Raw genomic sequence first — 18333 nt, 5'->3', positions numbered from 1 at the left:
GGCGCCGTCCAGTGGCTCGCTCTCGAGTGCCCGCCGACGAAGCTCGGCGACGATGGAGTCGAAGTCGGGTCGGGTCAGGACTTCCCCCGCGCCTGCTCGAGCAGGAGTCGATGCCGCTCCGTCACGCCGATGTGGGAGATGACGACACCCCCATCGTCGGAAGGAAAGCTGCGCGCGAAGAGCAAGAACCACCGCTCCTCCGTCGGCGAGTGACACGGGTATTCGTGCTCAAAGGCCAAGGTCTTCCCCGCCAGCACGGACTCGAGCCCCTCGAGGACGGCCTGCGCGCCTTCGGCGCCGGCCTTGGCCGCGCGTCTGCACGTCTCGAGGTAGTCGGCCCCGACGCACGTGCTCGAGTCCGCCCTTCCGCCGTTCGAGAGCGCAAACTCGCGCCACGCGCGGTTGACCAGCAAGACGCGACCTTCCCGATCAAGCACGGCCACTTGTTCGTGAAGCGCGTCCAGCCCGGCCTGTGGGATGGGCCCCCACTCGAGGCCAGCATCGGGGGCTGGCCTCGTTGGGCCAGCTCTCAAGGGGGAAGGCTCTCGCGGGCGAACCTGCCCTGGCAGGTCTGTGTTGGGTGGGGGCCGCCGCCCCCCCCCCCGGCCCCCCCCCCCCCGCCCCCCCCCCCCCCCGGGCCCCCCCCCCCCCCCCCCACGCAAACCCCCCCCCCCCCCCCCCCCCCCCGGTCCCCCCCCCGGGCCCCCCCCCCCCCCCCCCCCTGCCCCCCCCCCGCCTGGGCGAGAGTTCACGAGGCCGACCTGGTCTGGTCTGCCCCTGCGCCGGCGCGCTCGGGCGGAGCCGGCGGTCCCCGCCCGGCCCCCCCCCCGCCTGGGACGTAGGGTGCTCTGGGGTAAAGGCCCCCCCCCCCCGTCGACCAGGGCGGGGATGACGTCTCTCTTTACGGCGTCAAAGACCTCCGGCTCGCGAAAGAACTTGGTGACGCTGATGAGCAGGTCCTTGAAGAGCGCTGTCACCTCGGCCGGCGACTGGGTCAGCATCGTCGTGTAGTCGTCGAGGCTGGCCGTCTGGCGAACGGCCGCGGACCCGCCGCCCCGCCCCCCCCGGCCGCCCCCCCCCCCCCCGCCCCCCACCGGCTGCGGCCGGAACGAGTTGGTCGGGAATCTTGGCAGGGGCGAGGACGAAGTCCGCCGTGCCGGTCGCGATCGCTTCGCGCGGCATGCCATCAAACTTTGCGCTTTGCGGGTCTTGGATGACCACGAGGCCGCCCGCCTCTTTGATGGCGCGGACGCCGCGAGTGCCATCACTCCCGGTGCCCGAGAGAACGATCGCGATCGCACGCCCGCCCAACGTAGCCGCCATGGAGCGGAGCAAGATGTCGACGGGCAAAGAGAGGGCGCCCTGGGGCTTGTCCGCAAGAGAGAGGGCGCCGTCGACGACCTGGACGGTCCGCTTGGGTGGGAGCAAATGGATGACGTTGGGCGTGAGCTTCCCGCCGTCCGCCGCCTCGACGACGCCCATTTTGGTGCGACGCGACAGGAGCTCGACCATGGCCGTGGGGCAGGTGCTGAACCACGACGAACGCCATCCCGCTATCGGTCGGCATGGCTCGGAACAGGTCTTCAAGGGCTTCGAGCCCCCCGGCGGACGCCCCTACGCCGACGACGAAGCTGGGCTGCGGCTCTGAGCTCGCCAGCGCCGAATCGGTACCCGTGGTGGCTCCACCAGCCCATGTCGCCAACGCCCCCTACGCCGGTGCGTCAAACTACGCCGGTGCGTCAAAAAGCAGCTGAGCTTGAGCGTAAAGCAGCGTCGTGGCCCCTTCCACACTTTTGGCGCGAGGGTGAGCTCCAGCAAGGGCCAAGGCTCGGTGCAGATGGTCCCGAAAGGAACGTGGTGGACGGAGCGTCTACGGCGTGGAGACCTGGCGGGGCCAGCCGGGCGCACGCCCCCCGGGGTCCCGCGTTGGCGCAGCCGGACCAACGAGGAGAAGGAACCACATGACGCCCCGCCAAACCGCCGACCTTGCCGAACTGAGTGATGCCGAGCTGGAGAGCGCGAGCGGAGGGGCGACCCTCTCCCTCGGGCGAGGCCGCTGCGGATGCGGCAAGGAGATCGTGATCGAGGTCGACGAAAGCGACGAGCGCGTGGTCGCCGCCACTCCGTGAGCGTCGCCGCAGCGGCACGCGATTTCCACGCTCCCTTGCCGCGACTTGACGACCGGCCCCACCTCGGCCATGTTGCGCGCCCTCGATCTCGAGGCGTGGGGCTCGTCCCCTCGCTCCCCCCGTAAAGGGCCCGCTTCGCTCCGGGTACCATCGTGGGTAAGAGCGATTCTTCGGAAACGCCAGTGGGCTCAAAGAGGCAGTCTCTCGGCTTCGGCCTAGGCGCTACTGCCGCTCCTTCTCAGAGCGACCAAGGAATCACTCCAATGAACAGTCTCCCCGGCGTTTACGGCAAGAAGCTCGGCTGCATGTCCATCTTCACCGACGACGGCAGCGTCAAGACCGTCACCGTGGTCGAAGCCGGCCCCCTCGTGGTCGTTGGCAAGCGCACCATGGAGAAAGACGGCTACACGGCCCTCATCGTCGGTCTCGGCGAGCGCAAGGAGAAGCACACCTCCAAGCCGCTGGCGGGGCAGTTCAAGAAGGCGAACATGACGCCCAAGCGCCTCCTCAAAGAGCTCCGTTGCTCCGACGAGTGGGCCGCCAAGTTCGAGGTCGGCGCGACGATGAAGCTCGACGAGGTCTTCACGGCGGGCCAGTTCGTCGACGCGCAAGCGAAGACCCGCGGTCGCGGCTTCACGGGCGTCATGCGCCGCTGGAACATGGCCGGCTTCGTGTCGTCGCACGGCACGCACGAGTACTTCCGTCACGGCGGCTCCATCGGTACCAACATGACGCCCGGTCGCACGCTCCCGAACCTCAAGATGCCCGGCCAATACGGCAACGAGACGACGAGCGTCATGAACCAGAAGGTCTACCGCGTCGACGCCGACAAGCACCTGCTCCTCATCGAAGGCGCCGTGCCGGGTCCGAAGCAGGGCACGGTCCTCATCCGTCACGCCATCAAGAAGTCCAAGAAGGTGAAGCGCTGAGCGCATCGCGTCCTTGGCCATAGGCCCGCGCGGCCCGGCTGGCGCGGCCGTTGGAAGAAGGGTGAGCTTTGGCTCACCCTTTTTCGTTTGTGCGCGGCGGGGCGCGGGGGTCCGATTCAGCTACGTCCGCCGAGCGCTGAGACGACCGCGCTTGAGAGCGGTGCGCGTCAGCGGCGGTTCCTAGCCGACGACCGGCGGGCCGCGAGCGTCGACTCGCGAGCCTGGTCCGGCGGTTCAGAGGGTGGTCCGGGACTCGGTCTGGGATGCGCCTTATGGATGCCCTCACGCGAAACCGCGCGGCGGGGTGCCGGGCGGGTCGCGAGCCGATCGAAAGGACACACCATGAGCGCCAAGACTCTCCTCGTAGCCGCCTCCCTCCTGTGCATCCAACTCCTCGTCCCGACGGACGCGCGCGCTGCGCTTTCGGACACCTTGGGCGAGTGGGAAGGCACCGGCAGTGCGGCCGAGATCTCCGGGAAAGACCTCGGCGACTTCAAGGTCGTCCTCACGCGCAAGAGCATCGGTGCCGGGAAGGTTCGTGCCGACGGAAGAGTCACCCTCGCGAGCGGTCAGCAGATCGTCTTTTGGCAGGAGTTCTTGGAAACGGAGGGCCGTGGCTTCCGCCTCGTGACCAACCAGGGCTCTGGCGGTGGGCGGTGCTTCGCGAACGGGATGTGCCAGAGCTACGAGGAGCGTGCCGACGGACACGCCTTCGCGACGACCGTCGTCCACGACGGCGTCGGCAAGCTTCGCGTGCTCGTGACCGAGCTCGACCAGGGCAAGGCGACTCGGTTCTTCCAGCAAACGTTGTCGAAACGACAGTGAGTGCTACGCCCCCGAGTGGTCCCTTGCGCCGATGGCACCCACGATCACTGCTGAGTCCGAAGACGACAGCCGAGACGTTCGTCGCGAGCTTGCTCGTGTGGAACCCGCTCATCGCGGGAGCCTTCAATTTCGTCTTCGGCGGCACGCATGATTTCGCGGGACGCTGGCTCGTCGCGACCACCATCTCCGAGGCGGCGGCGTGCCAGTGTTTCGCCGGCGTCCACGGCTTTCGCTGGCTCGTCGGGGCGTACTCACGAGCGCGCGCGCGCGCCGTCCCGGGGTGGAGCGTCGGCTTCGGCTCCGGCTTCATCGTGGCTGCCGCGATCATGCCGCTCTCCCTCCCGCTGGCCTTCGCCGCCGGCGGGGTCGTCGCCCGCGCGGTCGGCGTCGACTCGGGTGCGACCGATTTCCGCGCCTATCGCGTTGGCATCGGCTTCGGTCTCGTGATGGCGGCCGTCTTCTTCTTCTATCGGAGCCGAGCCGAGGCCCGTGACGCGGCCCGTGACGCCGAGGCGCGCCTCGCGGAGCTCGAGAACCGGCGCCTCCGTGCGCAGCTCTCCGCGCTGACGGCCGAAATGAACCCGCACCTGCTCTTCAACGCGCTCAACACCGTCGCCTCACTGGTGCATCATGATCCCGACCGCGCCGAGGAGGTCGTCCTGCAGCTCGCGGACCTCTACCGCGGCGTGCTGCGCTCGGCGGGCTCGGCGACACACCCGTTGGGCGACGAGATGCGCTTATGCCGCGCGTACCTCGAGGTGGAGCACGCCCGCTTTGGCGCTCGACTCGTGCGCGAGATCGACGTTGACCCAGCGGTCGACCTGGAGACGATTCAGGTACCGGTGCTCGTGCTGCAACCCTTCGTGGAGAACGCCGTCAAACATGGCCTGTCCCGTCGCAAGGAGGGAGGCAAGGTTCGCCTCGAGCTGCGCATGAACGGACCGCACCTCGACATGACGGTGGACGACGATGGTGTCGGACTCGGTGAGTCGCGGGCACCTGGCACCGGCAGAGGCATCGCGAACTGCAAAGAACGGCTCGCCCTCACCTACTGCGGAAGAGCGAGCCTCGAGGTGGGCGCCCGCACGGGAGGCGGCACCCGGGTGGTCGTCTCGCTCCCAGTCGAGAGCGTGGGTTAGGCGATGGTGCGCGCCTTGATCGTGGACGACGAGGCCCCAGCGCGCGATCGGCTGCGACGCCTGCTCAAAGAACACGCCGACGTGGAGTGCGTGGGCGAGGCCACAAGCGGCCTCGACGCGCTCGAGATGATCGAAAGGGTCTCACCGGATCTCGTCTTCCTCGACATCCAGATGCCCGAGATGAACGGCCTGGAGGTGGCGGCTTCCCTCCCGACGCCTGGCCCCGCCGTCGTCTTCGCCACAGCCCACGACACGCACGCGCTTCGCGCCTTCGAGCTCGCCGCCGTCGACTATCTCCTCAAGCCCATCTCCAAAGAGCGGCTGCGACGCTCGCTCGAACGCGTGCGCTCGAGGAGAGCGCCGGCGGCGGAGGCCGCGCAGGCTGTGCTTTCCCGCATGGAGTCACGCCCCCAAAGGATGGCGGTGCGTGAGGGCGCCAAGTTCGTCGTCTTCGACACGGAACGAATTACCGCCATCCTCGCCCAGGATCACTACGCGGCTATCCTGGTCGACGGCCGCGAGTTGCTCTCGGAAGAGTCGCTCGACCGCCTCATGAGTCGCCTCGACAGCAAGAAATTCCTGCGCGTCCATCGCGGGGCGATCGTGAACGTCGCGCTCGTTCAGGAGCTGCAACACGAAGGCGATCGCAAGTACTTCGCGTTGCTCGCTGGCCTTCCCGGAACGCGAATCCCGATCAGCCGCGACAGGCTCGAGGAACTGAAGGGCAGACTGGGGATCGACTGACGGCCTCCCCCGCCGCCACCGCTCGAGACGGAACGCAGCGACGGCGACCGTCGCCAGTGCTACAGCCCTGCCATGAAAGCTCGGCTCACGCTCCTCGCGTTCACCTTCGTCGGGCTCGCGTGCACGGCATCTTCGTCGAGCAATCCGCCGGCCAAGGGCCCCGGACAGCGGACCGTCAGCACGCTCGACTCGAAGGGCGGGACCATCACCCTGGAGGGGGTGGCGACGGTCGTCTTTCCCGCTGGCGCCCTCGCTGCGGCGACGGAGGTCACGCTCGAGACTACGGCTGACGCGGCGACGGCGGCCCTCTTCGAGGAGAGCACGGTCATCTTCGAGCTCACGAACCGTGTGCCGTACGAGGTTCGCCTGCGCACCGGCAGCGCCGCGCTGACGGCTCCAGTGCAAGTCAGCCTCCGAATCCCGAGCACGATCACGGGGACCGCGCGCGCCCTCGCCGAGGTCGTCGAAGCGAGCGAGGAGGACGACTTCGTTCAGTTCGAAGTCCTCGACGCGGCGCGCTCCGGCGACTCGCTGTCGTTCTCGCTTCCTCACGAGCTCATCACGAACGCGATTCGGCCCGACGGCGCTCACGAGGCGGTGCTAACGCTCGCGGAGGGTCCAGGGATCCCGGGCGTGCCAGGATTTCCGACCGTGGGTGGCCCCACCGGCGGCGCCGGCGAGTGCCCCGTCAAGCCGTTCTATCCACCGCTCGCCAAGAACGAGGTCACAAGCCCGTTCAATCCGGGTCGTTCGATCGTCGTGCAAGGCAGGAGGGCCACCGGGCACTACGGCACCGACTATCGCGCCGCGAACGGCGCCGACCTCTTCGCCGCGGGGGATGGAGTCGTGCTGAAGTCCTACGTGAGCACGACGCTCGGCGAGTGCGTGATCCTCAAGGTCGACGGCGTGGGCTCCGTGCTCTACGCGCACATGAAGACGCGCGCCGTGCAGACGGGCGACAAGGTGACGTGCGGGCAAGTGATCGGCCAGGCGGACCACACGGGCCGTTCGCAAGCGCCCCACTTGCACCTGGAGCTCGCTCCCAACGGGGCCCTGTTCGGCTCGGCGAACAAGGTCGACTCAGCAGGGTGCCTCGACCCCAACGCCTGCGACGGGTGCCGCTTCACGAAGGACTACGTCGGGACCGCTCGGATCACCTATTCGCAGCCGTTCAACGCGGCGATCAACGACGCCGACGAGCACGAGGAGGTCAACGCGACGGGCGTGCTCCTCACCCCGGGAGAAGGCGGCGCACTCTATGTGAAGACGGCGACGATCAACGTCACGAAGACGCGAACGTTGCATCCGACGCCCGCACCGGATTGCACGATCACCACCACGGGCTCGGCCTCCATCACCGCAGGGACCCCCATCGACCCGGTCCGCGGCGTCTTGCGGTGCCTCCCACCGGGGATCTTCACCGACCCCGCGGACAAGACCATCTACATCGACACGCTGCAGCCGTTCACGATTCCGATGGAGAAGACGTTCTCGGGATGCGGGACCAGCGGCAAGGAAGACACGGGAGCCAGCTGGCTACTCATTCCGTCGATCCTGGCCGGGCCGCCGGGCCACTCCACGACGGCCGACAAGGCCACGCTCTCGGGCACGTTCGTGACACCGCCGAACAGCAAGGGTGGAACCACCACCCACGAGTGGAGCTTCACGCGCGTCAACTGACGGCCGCGCGGCGCGCCGACGGCGCCCGCCGGCGCCATCACAGGAGCCGGCCGTGAATCAATCGACGTATCGCGCGCATCGGAAACCGATGGAGCTGTAGCGGGCAGGGTTCGCGAAGGGCGACGGCGCGAAGCCGAAGGGCCCAACGAAGAACGGATTGGAGTCCACATCGCCCTTGAAGGGAGAGAGCGCGGGATACTCGAACGAGTATCCGAAGGAGGTGCGATTCGGGATCGGGAGCACCGCCACGCAGTTGTTGCAGGGATTCGAGGGCAAGCTGCCGGTAAACGAGTCCATCATGTGCTCGGCGACGTTGCCCGCAAGATCGTAGTGTCCGTAGCGGCCGACCGCCGCAGCCCCGCGACTCCCAACGGTCGCGGGCTCGGACGTGTTGAACACGGAGAGGAGCGATGTCGGGCTCGCGTTGCCCCAAGGGTAGGCCCGCTGCTCGTCGCCGCCGACGGACGCGGCCATGAGCTCCGCGTACGTGGCAAGGCGTCCGCCGTCCCACGCGCAGAAGAGGAACGCCTCGAAGAAGCTGACGCAGCCCATGGCCACGTTGTCGTTCGACCCGGGCGACGCGCTGTACTTGGAGCCACACGCGACGGCGGCGCTCTCCACGGCCGCGCCGGTGTTCAGCATCGAGCCCGCCCAGCCGGTGTCCCATCCTGTTCGGTGCGAGGTCTCGTCGCCACCCGCCCATGGCGCCTTTGGCAACGACGGCAGACTGCCCGCGCCGGCCGTCGTGCCGCTCCGCGCCGCCGCGTAGCCCGCGACGAACTTGCGGAAGCGGCCGACCGTTACCTCGTATCGATCGAGGCGGTATTCGGTGAGCGTCGCCGAGTCGGGGCCTGCCGACCCGCCGTTGTTCAGATCAAAGGAAACCTCGCCGCCGGGCCCCGTGATGAGTGGGCTCGCACAGCAGGTCTCGTTGTTGGCGGGCCCGCAGGTCGTGGGCACGCCCTGACAACTCGGCGGAACCGTGCAGTGGCCCGTCGCACAGGTACCTCCCCCGAGGCAGTCCGCTTGACGCGTGCACGCTGGACCGGGTCCCGCGTCGAAGCCACTGTCGAAGCCCGCATCCACGGCCGCGTCGAGGCCGGCGTCCACGGCGGCGTCCGAACCGGCGGCGTCCGCGGTGACGTCGGCGCTCGCGTCGGTGGCCCCGTCGCCGCGTGCGTCGCCACCAGCGTCCCCGCCGTCCACAACGACAAGGGCGTCGTCGCTCGCGTCGCCGACGGCTGCGCTATCGGCCACGGTTCCATCGCCCGCCGAGGCCTCCGCGCTGGGCGAAGCGTCCTTGACCTCGTCGGCGTCCGCGAGGGCGCTGTCGCCGGCGGCGTCTGCCCCGCCGGCGGTCCGCGTCTCCAGATCCACGAGCCCCGAGAGCGCCTGGCAGGCGCCCAACAAGGGGAGCGCGAGGACCGCCACGCGGAAACGGCCAACCATAAGGTCACACATACCGCAAACCCGACCGGCGCGACCAGGCGCCCAACTCCCCCAGCCTTGCACGGCCATCGTTCGCCGCCGACGCTCGTGATACGCTGCCGTGTCTCGTGCAGGCCGGCGCCCTCGTGACCCCCAACGTGCGCCTTGAGCGCGCCCTCGCCAAGGGCGGTATGGGCGCCATCTGGGTGGCCCATCACACGGGCCTCGCGACGGAAGTGGCCGTGAAATTCCTGAGCCGCGCGCTCGCCGAGAACCCGCAGATGCGGGCGCGCTTCGCCCGCGAGGCCAGCGCCGCCGCTCGAATCCGCAGCCCACACGTCGTTCAGGTCTTCGACCACGGCGTGACCGCCGAGGGCGACCCGTTCATCGTGATGGAGCTGCTCTCCGGGCAGGAGCTCGGAGCCCGCCTCGAAGAGGCACAACGCCTCGCGCCGGCCGAGCTCATCGCGATCCTCCGGCAAGCCTGCAAAGCGCTCTCAAAGGCCCACCAGGCCGGCGTGGTCCATCGCGACATCAAGCCGCAGAACATCTACCTGTGCGAGAACGACGGCGACTTTTTCGTCAAGGTGCTCGACTTCGGCATCGCGAAGGAGGAGCGCGCGCAACCGGAGTCCTCGACCCCGTTCACGCAAACCGGCTCGCTCTTGGGAACGCCCTACTACATGAGCCCGGAGCAGATCATGAAGCCCAAGGAGGTCGACCTCCGGGCCGACCTTTGGGCGCTCGCGGTCCTCGCCTACGAGTCCCTAACGGGCGAGCTGCCGTTCGATGGCGAGACCTTCGGCGCCATCAGTGTGAAGGCTGTGACCGGCGACTTCCGTCCGCCGTCCGAGCTTTGTCCCGAGCTGCCCAAGAGCGTCGACGCGTGGTTCGCGAAGGCCTTCGACCCGGAGGTGCAGCGGCGCTTCCAGTCGGCGCGCGAGCTCGCCGAGTCATTCGCCAACGCCTTCCCTGCGGCGCAGCGCTCGATGCGTCCGTCGGCGCCATCGCTGGTCGAAGACACGCGAGAGTTTCCCGTCGTGACTGTGCCCCCGGCAGCACCCGACAGCACCACGGCCAAGGGCCTGGGATTCGAGCCAACGGTCCCACCGCCGGGGGCCTTGCCGCGCGCCGATACGCTCGTCGCCGGCGGTGTTGCCGTCGTAGCGCCCCCCCGCGGTGTCGACAAAGAGATCGCCCTCGAGCTCGACGTCGCGCCGCCGGCGCAAGCACCAACGCCCGCGTTGACGACCGGTCGTGTCGGTCCGCCCCAACACGTTCCCGCTGCCGCATCCACGGCGCCGGGCCGCGCACCGTTGGCCATGACGAGCCGCGCCTCACGAGCGGCCGTCGCCCTCGTGCTGGTCGTCGGCATCGGCGGCGGCATCGGCGCGAGTCGCTACATCTCCAGTGCCGCCGACGCGCCTGCCGCGCCCCGCGAACCGGCCCGAGAGCCGACGGCGCTCTCTGCGGAGCCCAGCCCGATTCAGCAACCCGCGCCGCTTGGTGCCCCCGCCACGTCGACGGCCGTGGCGGCGTCGCCGGCGCCGGGCCCCTCGTCATCCACCGCACCGCCCTCGACGGCCCTCGCGACGCCGCAGCCGCCAAAGTTGGAGCGCTCAACGGCGCGCCCAAAGCCGCCCAAGCCGACGTCGACGGCGCCGGTCATCAAGGAGGTCAAAGATCGTGGCTTCTGAACGTCTACGCGCTTCTGGGCGCCAACACGGGCGGTCCTTCCTGTGGTTTGCGGCCGTTCTGCTCACGGCTTCGACGGCCGCCGCGGAGCCGTCGGCGACTGAGCGCGAGGCGGCTCGCCAGCTCATGGACGAAGGCGACCGGCGCGTCGCAGCCCGCGACTTTGCGGGCGCCCTCGATGCCTTCACGCGAGCCCACGCCCTCATGCACGTGCCCACGACCGGCGTCGAGCTGGCGCGCGCAGGCGGGTGTCGGTCGCCTCGTGGAGGCGCGCGACACGGCCCTCGAAGTCGTCCGCAGCGCGCCCGCGGCCGGTGAACCGACCGCCTTCACGAAGGCTCGCGCGGACGCGGCCAAGCTCGCCGAGGAGCTCGGCGCGCGCATTCCGACGGTGTCGGTCAAGGTCACCGGAGCGACGGAGTGGACCCTTCGCATCGACGGTCGCGTCGTGGGCGACGTGCTCAAGACTGTGCCGCTCCCGGTCAACCCGGGGTCCGTGCTCATCGAGGTTCTCTCGCCGGCGCACAAGACGGCGCGGCGCACCGTAACCGTGGCGGAGCGTGACCGGAGCGCCATCGCTGTGGCGTTGGAAGCGGACGCCGCGGTCGCGACGCCAAGCCGCGCCCATGAGGGAGCGAGTCGAGGCCCCGCGAGCGACGCCGCCCCCCAAGACAAGAGCGCGGGAACGAGCCCCCTCGTGTGGGTCGGCTTTGGCTCCGCGGCTGCCTTCGCCGGCGTCGGAGCCATCACAGGCCTCATCTCTCTGTCCAAGGTCTCCGACATCAAAGCGGAGTGCGAAGGCAATCTCTGCCCCGCTTCGACGGAAGGCGACCGCTCCTCTGCCTCGACCTTGGCGTGGGCGTCGAACATCGCCTTCGGCCTCGCAGCGGGTGGACTCGTGGTGGGCACGGTCGGTCTCTTTGCGAGCCCCGCCCGCGGTGAGCGCGCGAGCGTGAAGCCGCTCGTCGCCACGACGCCGAGTGGCGGGCTCGTTGGCCTCGAGGGACGATTTCGCTAGCGCTCGAGGCAGTACACGTGGGCGGCGTAGTCGCAGGCGAACATGCGAAGGCCGACGACGCCGGCGGCCCGCACCATCTCCGGCGCCACCGCTGACGCGCGCCCGAGGGCCCCGTAGCTGCCGGTGGCGAGGCTCCAATCTTGGCACGTGTAAGATGCAAATTGAACGTCGCCAGGAGGGCTCGGCGAGAGCGCGAAGTTGTAGATACCCGTCCACGCGTCACCCAAGTCCGCTTGGAGATACGTCCCGTCGGCGTGCTGCGTGAGGGCCGCCGAGACCGCAGGAACGTTTTGCGCGAGCGCGCTGCCGTTCGAAAAGACCGCGACTCCGTCGCGCCGAAAGAAGCCGCCGCGGCTCACGTCGGCGAAGAGCGGCACCCGTTGGAACGCCGATTGGGCCGTCGTCGAAAGCAGAGCGCTGAAGCTCCCCGCGAGCCCGGCGGCCGACGCCTCGTTCTGGCAGAGGGTGTCGAAGGCAGCGGCCCCCGCCGGCGTGGAAACCCCCTTCGACAGAAAGGCGCGGCGTGACACGACCGGTGACGGCGGGATCACGACCTTCGCAACCACGCCGCTGTGATTCTTGCCGAAGCAGTAGAGGCGCCCCGGCATCTTGCACGAGCGCTGCTCGTTCTGCTGCTTGTCGACGACGCGGATGTCGTAGTCGGTGAAGCCCCGCGTACCGTGCCACGCGAACCCGTATTGCCCGGCCAGTTCTCCACCCGACGTCCAACGATCGCAGTGTCCGTTGCTGATGAAGTTGTTGGGCGCGAGCGTGCCGTCGCCGTTGGTGCCGGTGAAGACGAACTCATGACTCGCGGTGGCGATCTTGCCTCCCAGTTCCGTGTAGCCGATGGCGTTGAACATCTCGCCGTCAGCGATGCCCGGGTCAAGGGCCGCCCCCTACGGGGTTGTCAAACACGGGCTGCCCTAACACGTTGATCCATCCGCGGTACGCCGCGATGCGCGAGAGGGCGGTGACCTCCGGCGTCGACAACCACGCCACGTAGGCCCCGGGAAGCCCCGCGGCTGCCGCCAGGCTGTTGCAGAGCGCGTCGGCGCCAGCGAGCCCGTTGCCGCCAGCCGCCGGATCCAACGCTCCAAAATTGCCGTCGTGGGTAGCCGACGTCACAAAGACGTAGTTCTGCGCAACCACGGTGAGCGCCGTCGCCTTCGCTGAATCGGCCACGAACACGCAGTCGCTGGTGCCCTTGCAGAGCGCACCGGAGAAGTGCGCGTCGTTGTTGGCTGCAGGCACCGCGTGGATCGTGACGGTCTTGCCCGCCGCAACGAGCCGCGACTGCACGCCGTCGCACGCGGCGCCGGTGCAGACGGCGACGCCGTCGATCGAGAGGCTCGTGAGGCTCGCCCCGGGACGAACCGCCACGGTGACCGTGATCAGGACCTGTCCTGCGTCGGGCGCCGCCGCGTCGACGACATCGGCGCCGGCGTCCAGGCTCGCATCGTTGCCAGCGTCTGCCGCGGCGAGGGTCGCATCCGAGGCGTCCACACCGCCGTCGAGCGCGTGCGCATCCGCGTCGGGCATCCACGTCGCGTCAGCCGCATCACCGGTCGCCGAATCCGGAGCGGCCTCGGAATCGGCGGCCCCATCGCTCGCGCTCGCACCATCGGACGTCACCGCGACGTCGGCGAGCGACGCATCGGCGCCAAGCGCCGAGTCCGACGCCGCATCGATCGCGCCGGCGGCCCCGCGGGTCTCGAGCTCGGTCAACCCTGAGAGGAGCTGGCAGCCGCCCAAGAGGGCCCAGAGCGCCAAGGTGGCTGCAGCCTGGAGACGCCTACGCGTGGCCCGCACCCCGACAAGGTATCAAGACTTGTGGCCTTCAAGGCATGGTTCATGGCTCGGACCGCGCCCGCCGCCGCGGTTCGAGGAGCGTGCGGAGGAGGGCCATGCGCGCTCGACTGACGATTTTGTCGCATGCCCGGCGACGCGGGGCTCGCATTGCGGGAGGGGGTCCACTAGCCTCGATACGCGATGCGTCGGAACCCGTACCAGCGGCCCGATCACAAGACGGTCGAGGCCAAGAAGCGAGGCTTTCCGGCGCGTAGCGTCTACAAGCTCGACGAGATCGATCGGCGCGTGCGGCTCCTGCGGCAGGGGCAACGGGTCTTGGACCTCGGCGCGGCTCCCGGTAGCTGGTCCATGTACGTGGCGCCGAAGATCGGCGGCCGCGGGCACCTGCTCGCCGTCGATCGAAATCCGCTCGAGATCTCGCTCCCCGCGTGGGCGACCTTCGTGCAAGGCGACGCGCTCTCGCTGACCAACGAAGCGCTCTCCATGTTTGCGCCCTACGACGTCGTCCTCTCGGACATGGCACCTGACACCACGGGCAACCGCTTCACCGACCAAACACGCAGCTTCGATCTCTTCATGCGCGCCTTGGCCGTCGCCGAGAAGCTGCTCGCCCCCGGCGGGACCTTCGTCGGGAAGATCTTCATGGGCGAAGATTTCCCCCTGGCACGCGCGGAAGTGAAGAGGCTGTTCACCAGCGAGCGCCTCATCCGGCCTGAAGGCACCCGTCCCGTCAGCTACGAGATCTTCGTCGTCGGCGAGGGGCGCAAGGCCGCTCTCGCTCCGCCGCCGCCGGCGCCCGTCGAGGCGGCCCCCGTCGTGGTCCCCGTGGCGCCCGCTTCAACCGCGAAGGTGGAGGCCAAGGCCGCGAAGAAGGCAGCACCGCGGAAGAAGAGCGCGAGCCAAACCAAGGCGCCCTCGCCGCAAGACGGCCAAGACGGCCAAGAGGAAGCCGTGAGGGCGCGGCGGCGCGAGGTCTCGACGTGGTGATGTTGCAGCCCCAGTCGTCGCTCGGGGGGCGCTTCGACGTCGAGCGTGAAGTCGGCCGCGGCGCCGCGGGCATTGTTTACCGAGCGCTCGACCGCATGACGGGTCAACCGGTGGCGCTCAAGGTCATCGCGATCGCCGGCGTCGACGCCAGCGAAGAGGCTCGCTTTCAACGCGAGGGACGCCTCTTGGCGGGCCTTCGCCATCCGGGCATCGTGCGCCTCGTCGCCTTCGGCCAGCTCGACGAGGGCCAGCCCTACATCGCGATGGAGTGGCTCGACGGAGAGGACATCGCGGTCCGGCAGCGTCGCTCGCCGATGCCCCTCTCCATGTGCCTCGAGGTGGCGGCTCAAATCTCCGAAGCGCTGGCGGCGGCCCACGCCGCCGGGGTCGTGCATCGCGACGTCAAGCCCTCCAACGTGCTGCTCGTCGGAAGCCGTGATGGCAAGCCAGGCCCGATCCAAGCGAAGCTCGTGGACTTCGGCGTCGCCGCCGGCGAGGACGCCAAGCTGACACGAACGGGCGCGATCATTGGAACGCCCGCCTACATGGCGCCAGAGCAAGCTCGCGGCGACGGCGAGGTCGACGCGCGCGCCGACCTCTACTCGCTCGGCGCGACGCTCTTCGAGATGATCGCGTCGCGGCCGCCACACATCGGCCCCACGCCCATCGCGATCCTCGCGCGCCTCGTCACCACCCCGGCGCCGCGCCTGTCGGAGGTGATGCGGGGCGTACCGCCGGAGCTCGATGAGCTCTTGGCAAGTCTCTTGGCGACGGCCCCCAACGAGCGCCCCGTCAGCGCCGACTTCGTGGCCGACGAGCTGCGGCGTATCGCGAGCGAGGTAGCGCTCGACGTCGCCTACGGCACGCGCGCCGCCGCGCCGCCGCCGCCCGAATCGTCGGATCACGAGCTCGGCGCCTCAAGCAAGGCGCCAGCGAGCGGACTCGCGCCTGTCTCGGCGGGCGGTTCGCGACTCGTGACATCGATCCTCGCGACGCACGTCCCGAAGGGGCCGTCGCGCTCGAGACTCGTGGCCCACCTCCGCGCGCGCGGCGCCGAAGCCACCGAGCTCGGTGGCGGTGCTGTCGTCGCCCATCTCGGCGTGAGACGCGCCGCCGGCGACGAGGCCATTCGCGCCCTTGAGATCGCGATGCGCATGGCGAAAGCTGGCGCCAGCGTGGGCGTCGCCACGGGACGCAGTCGCATCGATGGCTCGAGGCCGAGCGGTGAGGTCGTCGACCGCGCTGCGGCGTTGGCGCGCGACGCGGCGCGCGGCAGCGTACTCGCCGACACGACCACGACCGAGCTCTCGCGAGGGCAATACGAATTCCAGATGCGCGAGGACGGCGCCACCCTCGTCACGGAGGCGGCTCAAGGCAAGCCGGAAGCCGGCGCCGGCGGCGCGCCTTTCGTCGGCCGCGAGGCGGAGCTCGCGCAGGTCGTCGGCGCGTTTGAACGGTCCGCCGAGGACAAAACGCCGATCCTGACGACGGTCACCGGCGCACCAGGCATCGGCAAGACGAGGCTTCGCCGCGAAGCCCTCGCGCGCGTGGGGGCGCACGTCTCATCGCCGCGCATCGTGAGCGTCCGCGCGGAGCCCTTCGCGCGGGGGCAAGCGCTCGGCATCGCCGCCGCCGTCGCCCGCGTGCTGGCAGGGGTCTCGAAGAGCGACACGCTGGCGCACGCCATGTCCGCCGTGAGTGAGCTTGCCGTGGTTCCCGAGGCGCGAGAGGCCCTCGCGCGCTTGCTCGTCAACGAGACGCTCCCCGCCATCGCCGACGGTCGCGGCGCCCGCGACGCTTTGTGGCTCGCCATCGTGGAGCTTGCGGTCCACGAAGCGAAGAAGCGTCCTCTCGTCATTGGCATCGAGGACGCCCACTGGGCTGACGGCGAGAGCCTGACGTTGCTCGATCACGTGCTCGGTCGCAGCGGCGGCCTGCCGCTTTGGGTCGTGGCCACCGCCCGACCGGTCCTCTGGCGCGAAGACCCGAACCGCTTCGCCGGCCGCGATCACGTTCGCATCGAGCTTCGCCCGCTCGGGCGCCGCGCCACGCGCGCCATTGCCACGTTCGTCCTGGGCGACCGCGCCGGCTCACGCGACGGCGAGCTGCTCTGCGACACCATCGCCGCGCAGTCGGGCGGCTCCCCGCTCTTCGCCGAGGAGCTCGCGCGACTGACGGCACAAGGTCGCGACGCGGCGAGCGCGCCGACCATTGAAGCGGCCATGCAGGTGCAGCTCGACGCGCTAGACGACAGCGTTCGCGAGGCCGCGACGCGGTTCTCCGTCTTCGGACTCGCCGGCTGGGACGCGGGCCTGGCGGCGCTCGGCACCACGAGCCCCGGCGAAACGCTGCGGACGCTTGCGGGCGCCGAAATCGTCCAGGAGCAGTCGGCGTCCCGCTTCGTCGGCACGCGAGAGTGGGCCTTCAAGCACGCGCTCATGCGCGAGGTGGCGTACGCGTCGCTGTCGGAGGAGTCGCTTCGCGAATGGCACGCGCGCGCCGGCACGTGGCTCGCGAAGATGGGCGAAGACGACGCAACGACGGCGCGCCACTTTGAGCTCGGCGGGCGAAACATCGAGGCGGCGCATCACCTTGAACGCGCGGCTTCGCGAGCCCTCGCGGCGCACGCGCTCGCCGACGCGGTCTCCATGGCCGACAAGGCCCTCTCCTTCTCCGACGACAAGCCGACAGCCTTCGCTCGCGCGCTCATCCTCGAGGAGGCGTGGAGCCGACTCGATGCGCGCGCCGGCGAGCGGGACTCGGCCATTCGCGCGCTCGAAGACGCCGTCTTCGACGAGGCCAGTCGCGTCCGCGCCTCGGGGGCGCGGGTCCGCTACGAGGACGCTTGCGGCGGCGCGCCAGAGACGGCGGAGCGGCTGGACGGCGTGCGAACGCGCGCGCAGGCGTTGGCCCTCGTCGACGAGGAGGCGCGCTGTGCGGCGGCGCTGGCCACCCGATACGCCTTCGCCGGCGAGCTCGATCGCGCCGAAGCCGTGGCGGCGACGCTCCTGGAGCTCGCCAAGACGCGAGGCATCGCCACGGCAGCCGTCGACGCGTACCAAACGATGGCCGTCGTGCATCAGGCCCGCGGCGATGTCGGCCTCGCTTTGGCGGCGCGGCGCAGCGCTGTCGACGCGGCCCGAAGCGCGGGCCTCCTGGCGCGCGAAGCGATGCTCTCCACCAACGTGGGCTTCGCGCTCACGACCATGGGCGCTCGCGACGAGGCGCGGGAGGCCATCGCGTCAGGCCTCGCCCTCGCCGCGCGCATCGGTTCCCCGGGGACCTTGCGTCACGGGCAGATGAACCTCCTGTGCTTCAGCGCCACCTTTGGTCAAGACCGCGAGCTCGACCGATTCCTCGCGGAGCCACGCAGCACCGCGGAGGCGGCCATCTTCGGGAGTTGGGTTCCCCACGATCGGGCGACGCTCGGCGTGCTCTTCTACCGAGGCCTCGAGCTGCTCGCCAGCGACGCCCCCCTCGCAGCACAACAGGCGCGCACGCTCCTCCGCACGGCGGCCCACGGCTACCGCGCCACCGAGATGCTCGACGTGGTGCCCGTCGCCCTCGGCTACCTCGCCGCCTCGGAGCTTCGAACCGGCAACGCGGAGGCGGCGCGCGAGCTCGCTTGCGAAGCCGCCGAGCTCCTCGACCACGGGTCACCGAGCCTCCTCAACGAAGCGCCGGTCTTCCTCGCGCTGCACGAGGCGCTCTTGGCCCTGGGAAAGACGAGCGACGCCAAGGACGCGATCCTGCGGGCCCTCCCGCGGCTCGTCAAACGGACCCGTGCGCTCTCCGGCACAGGGCACACGTACGATTTCTTGACGGCCCTCCGCCCGAACGCCGAGCTCATTGCCGCGGCGAGGCGGTACGACATCTTACCGGAAGACATTCGCTCGCTGCTCGACGCGGGCCCCGTGTCGGCGCGAGCACGAGCGGCGACCTAGCGT

At 69.8% G+C, this 18333-nt stretch carries 15 protein-coding genes; 10 read left to right on the top strand and 5 right to left on the bottom strand.

Annotation, left to right across the window (positions count from 1 at the left end; genetic code table 11):
* Window positions 1–74: 74 nt before the first annotated feature.
* Together IPG50_24690 and IPG50_24685 are read right to left on the bottom strand one after the other, a co-directional pair.
* The gene (locus tag IPG50_24690; protein MBK6695382.1) at window positions 75–437 is read right to left on the bottom strand and encodes a PAS domain-containing protein; all 363 of its coding nucleotides are present in this window, start codon (window positions 435–437) and stop codon (window positions 75–77) included.
* 827 nt (window positions 438–1264) lie between these two features.
* Window positions 1265–1702 carry a hypothetical protein gene (locus IPG50_24685; protein ID MBK6695381.1) on the bottom strand — a complete coding sequence of 146 codons (438 nt, stop codon included), beginning with the start codon at window positions 1700–1702 and terminating at the stop codon, window positions 1265–1267.
* Between the two features lie 259 nt (window positions 1703–1961).
* Between IPG50_24685 and IPG50_24680 the strand changes: the two genes are divergently transcribed.
* The 6 genes from IPG50_24680 (at window position 1962) to IPG50_24655 (ending at window position 7446) form a co-directional block, all read left to right on the top strand.
* Window positions 1962–2129: a hypothetical protein gene (locus tag IPG50_24680; protein ID MBK6695380.1), complete on the top strand. Its 168-nt coding sequence runs from the start codon at window positions 1962–1964 to the stop codon at window positions 2127–2129.
* A 263-nt stretch (window positions 2130–2392) separates the two neighbouring features.
* Window positions 2393–3058 carry a 50S ribosomal protein L3 gene (rplC, locus tag IPG50_24675; protein ID MBK6695379.1) on the top strand — a complete coding sequence of 222 codons (666 nt, stop codon included), beginning with the start codon at window positions 2393–2395 and terminating at the stop codon, window positions 3056–3058.
* A gap of 342 nt (window positions 3059–3400) precedes the next feature.
* Window positions 3401–3883, top strand: coding sequence for a hypothetical protein (locus IPG50_24670; GenBank protein ID MBK6695378.1), 483 nt, complete (start codon window positions 3401–3403; stop codon window positions 3881–3883).
* Between the two features lie 23 nt (window positions 3884–3906).
* Complete coding sequence (locus IPG50_24665) at window positions 3907–5022, top strand: histidine kinase (protein MBK6695377.1); 1116 nt, start codon at window positions 3907–3909, stop codon at window positions 5020–5022.
* Between the two features lie 3 nt (window positions 5023–5025).
* A complete protein-coding gene (locus tag IPG50_24660) occupies window positions 5026–5766 on the top strand; it encodes a response regulator transcription factor (protein ID MBK6695376.1) in 741 nt (246 codons plus the stop codon).
* Window positions 5767–5838: 72 nt separating this feature from the next.
* On the top strand, window positions 5839–7446 hold the full coding sequence (locus IPG50_24655) for a M23 family metallopeptidase (GenBank protein ID MBK6695375.1): 1608 nt from the start codon (window positions 5839–5841) through the stop codon (window positions 7444–7446).
* A 57-nt stretch (window positions 7447–7503) separates the two neighbouring features.
* Here IPG50_24655 and IPG50_24650 read toward each other — a convergent pair whose 3' ends face one another.
* Window positions 7504–8895: an SUMF1/EgtB/PvdO family nonheme iron enzyme gene (locus IPG50_24650; GenBank protein MBK6695374.1), complete on the bottom strand. Its 1392-nt coding sequence runs from the start codon at window positions 8893–8895 to the stop codon at window positions 7504–7506.
* Window positions 8896–9002: 107 nt separating this feature from the next.
* Here IPG50_24650 and IPG50_24645 point away from each other — a divergent pair, with 107 nt between their 5' ends.
* On the top strand, window positions 9003–10571 hold the full coding sequence (locus IPG50_24645) for a protein kinase (GenBank protein MBK6695373.1): 1569 nt from the start codon (window positions 9003–9005) through the stop codon (window positions 10569–10571).
* Window positions 10572–10831: 260 nt separating this feature from the next.
* Window positions 10832–11587 carry a hypothetical protein gene (locus IPG50_24640; protein ID MBK6695372.1) on the top strand — a complete coding sequence of 252 codons (756 nt, stop codon included), beginning with the start codon at window positions 10832–10834 and terminating at the stop codon, window positions 11585–11587.
* Here IPG50_24640 and IPG50_24635 read toward each other — a convergent pair.
* Together IPG50_24635 and IPG50_24630 are read right to left on the bottom strand one after the other, a co-directional pair.
* Window positions 11584–12450, bottom strand: a complete 867-nt coding sequence (locus tag IPG50_24635) for a hypothetical protein (protein MBK6695371.1) — start codon at window positions 12448–12450, stop codon at window positions 11584–11586. The genes IPG50_24640 and IPG50_24635 overlap by 4 nt on opposite strands.
* A gap of 22 nt (window positions 12451–12472) precedes the next feature.
* Entirely contained in the window at window positions 12473–13360 is an 888-nt protein-coding gene (locus IPG50_24630) for a hypothetical protein (protein MBK6695370.1), read from the bottom strand.
* A gap of 219 nt (window positions 13361–13579) precedes the next feature.
* On the opposite strand from IPG50_24630, the gene IPG50_24625 reads away from it, so the two are divergent.
* Both IPG50_24625 and IPG50_24620 read left to right on the top strand, forming a co-directional pair.
* Window positions 13580–14386, top strand: a complete 807-nt coding sequence (locus tag IPG50_24625) for an RlmE family RNA methyltransferase (GenBank protein MBK6695369.1) — start codon at window positions 13580–13582, stop codon at window positions 14384–14386.
* Window positions 14386–18330 (top strand): protein kinase, encoded by a 3945-nt coding sequence (locus IPG50_24620; GenBank protein ID MBK6695368.1) that lies wholly within the window; start codon window positions 14386–14388, stop codon window positions 18328–18330. The genes IPG50_24625 and IPG50_24620 overlap by 1 nt, the downstream gene beginning before the upstream one ends.
* The last annotated feature ends 3 nt before the right edge of the window (window positions 18331–18333 follow it).

The sequence above is a fragment of the Myxococcales bacterium genome (genome assembly GCA_016703425.1).
Taxonomy (GTDB): domain Bacteria; phylum Myxococcota_A; class Polyangia; order Polyangiales; family Polyangiaceae; genus JADJCA01.
The sequence above is the reverse complement of the archived record's forward strand: the minus strand, read 5'-3'. Positions and strand labels throughout refer to the sequence as shown.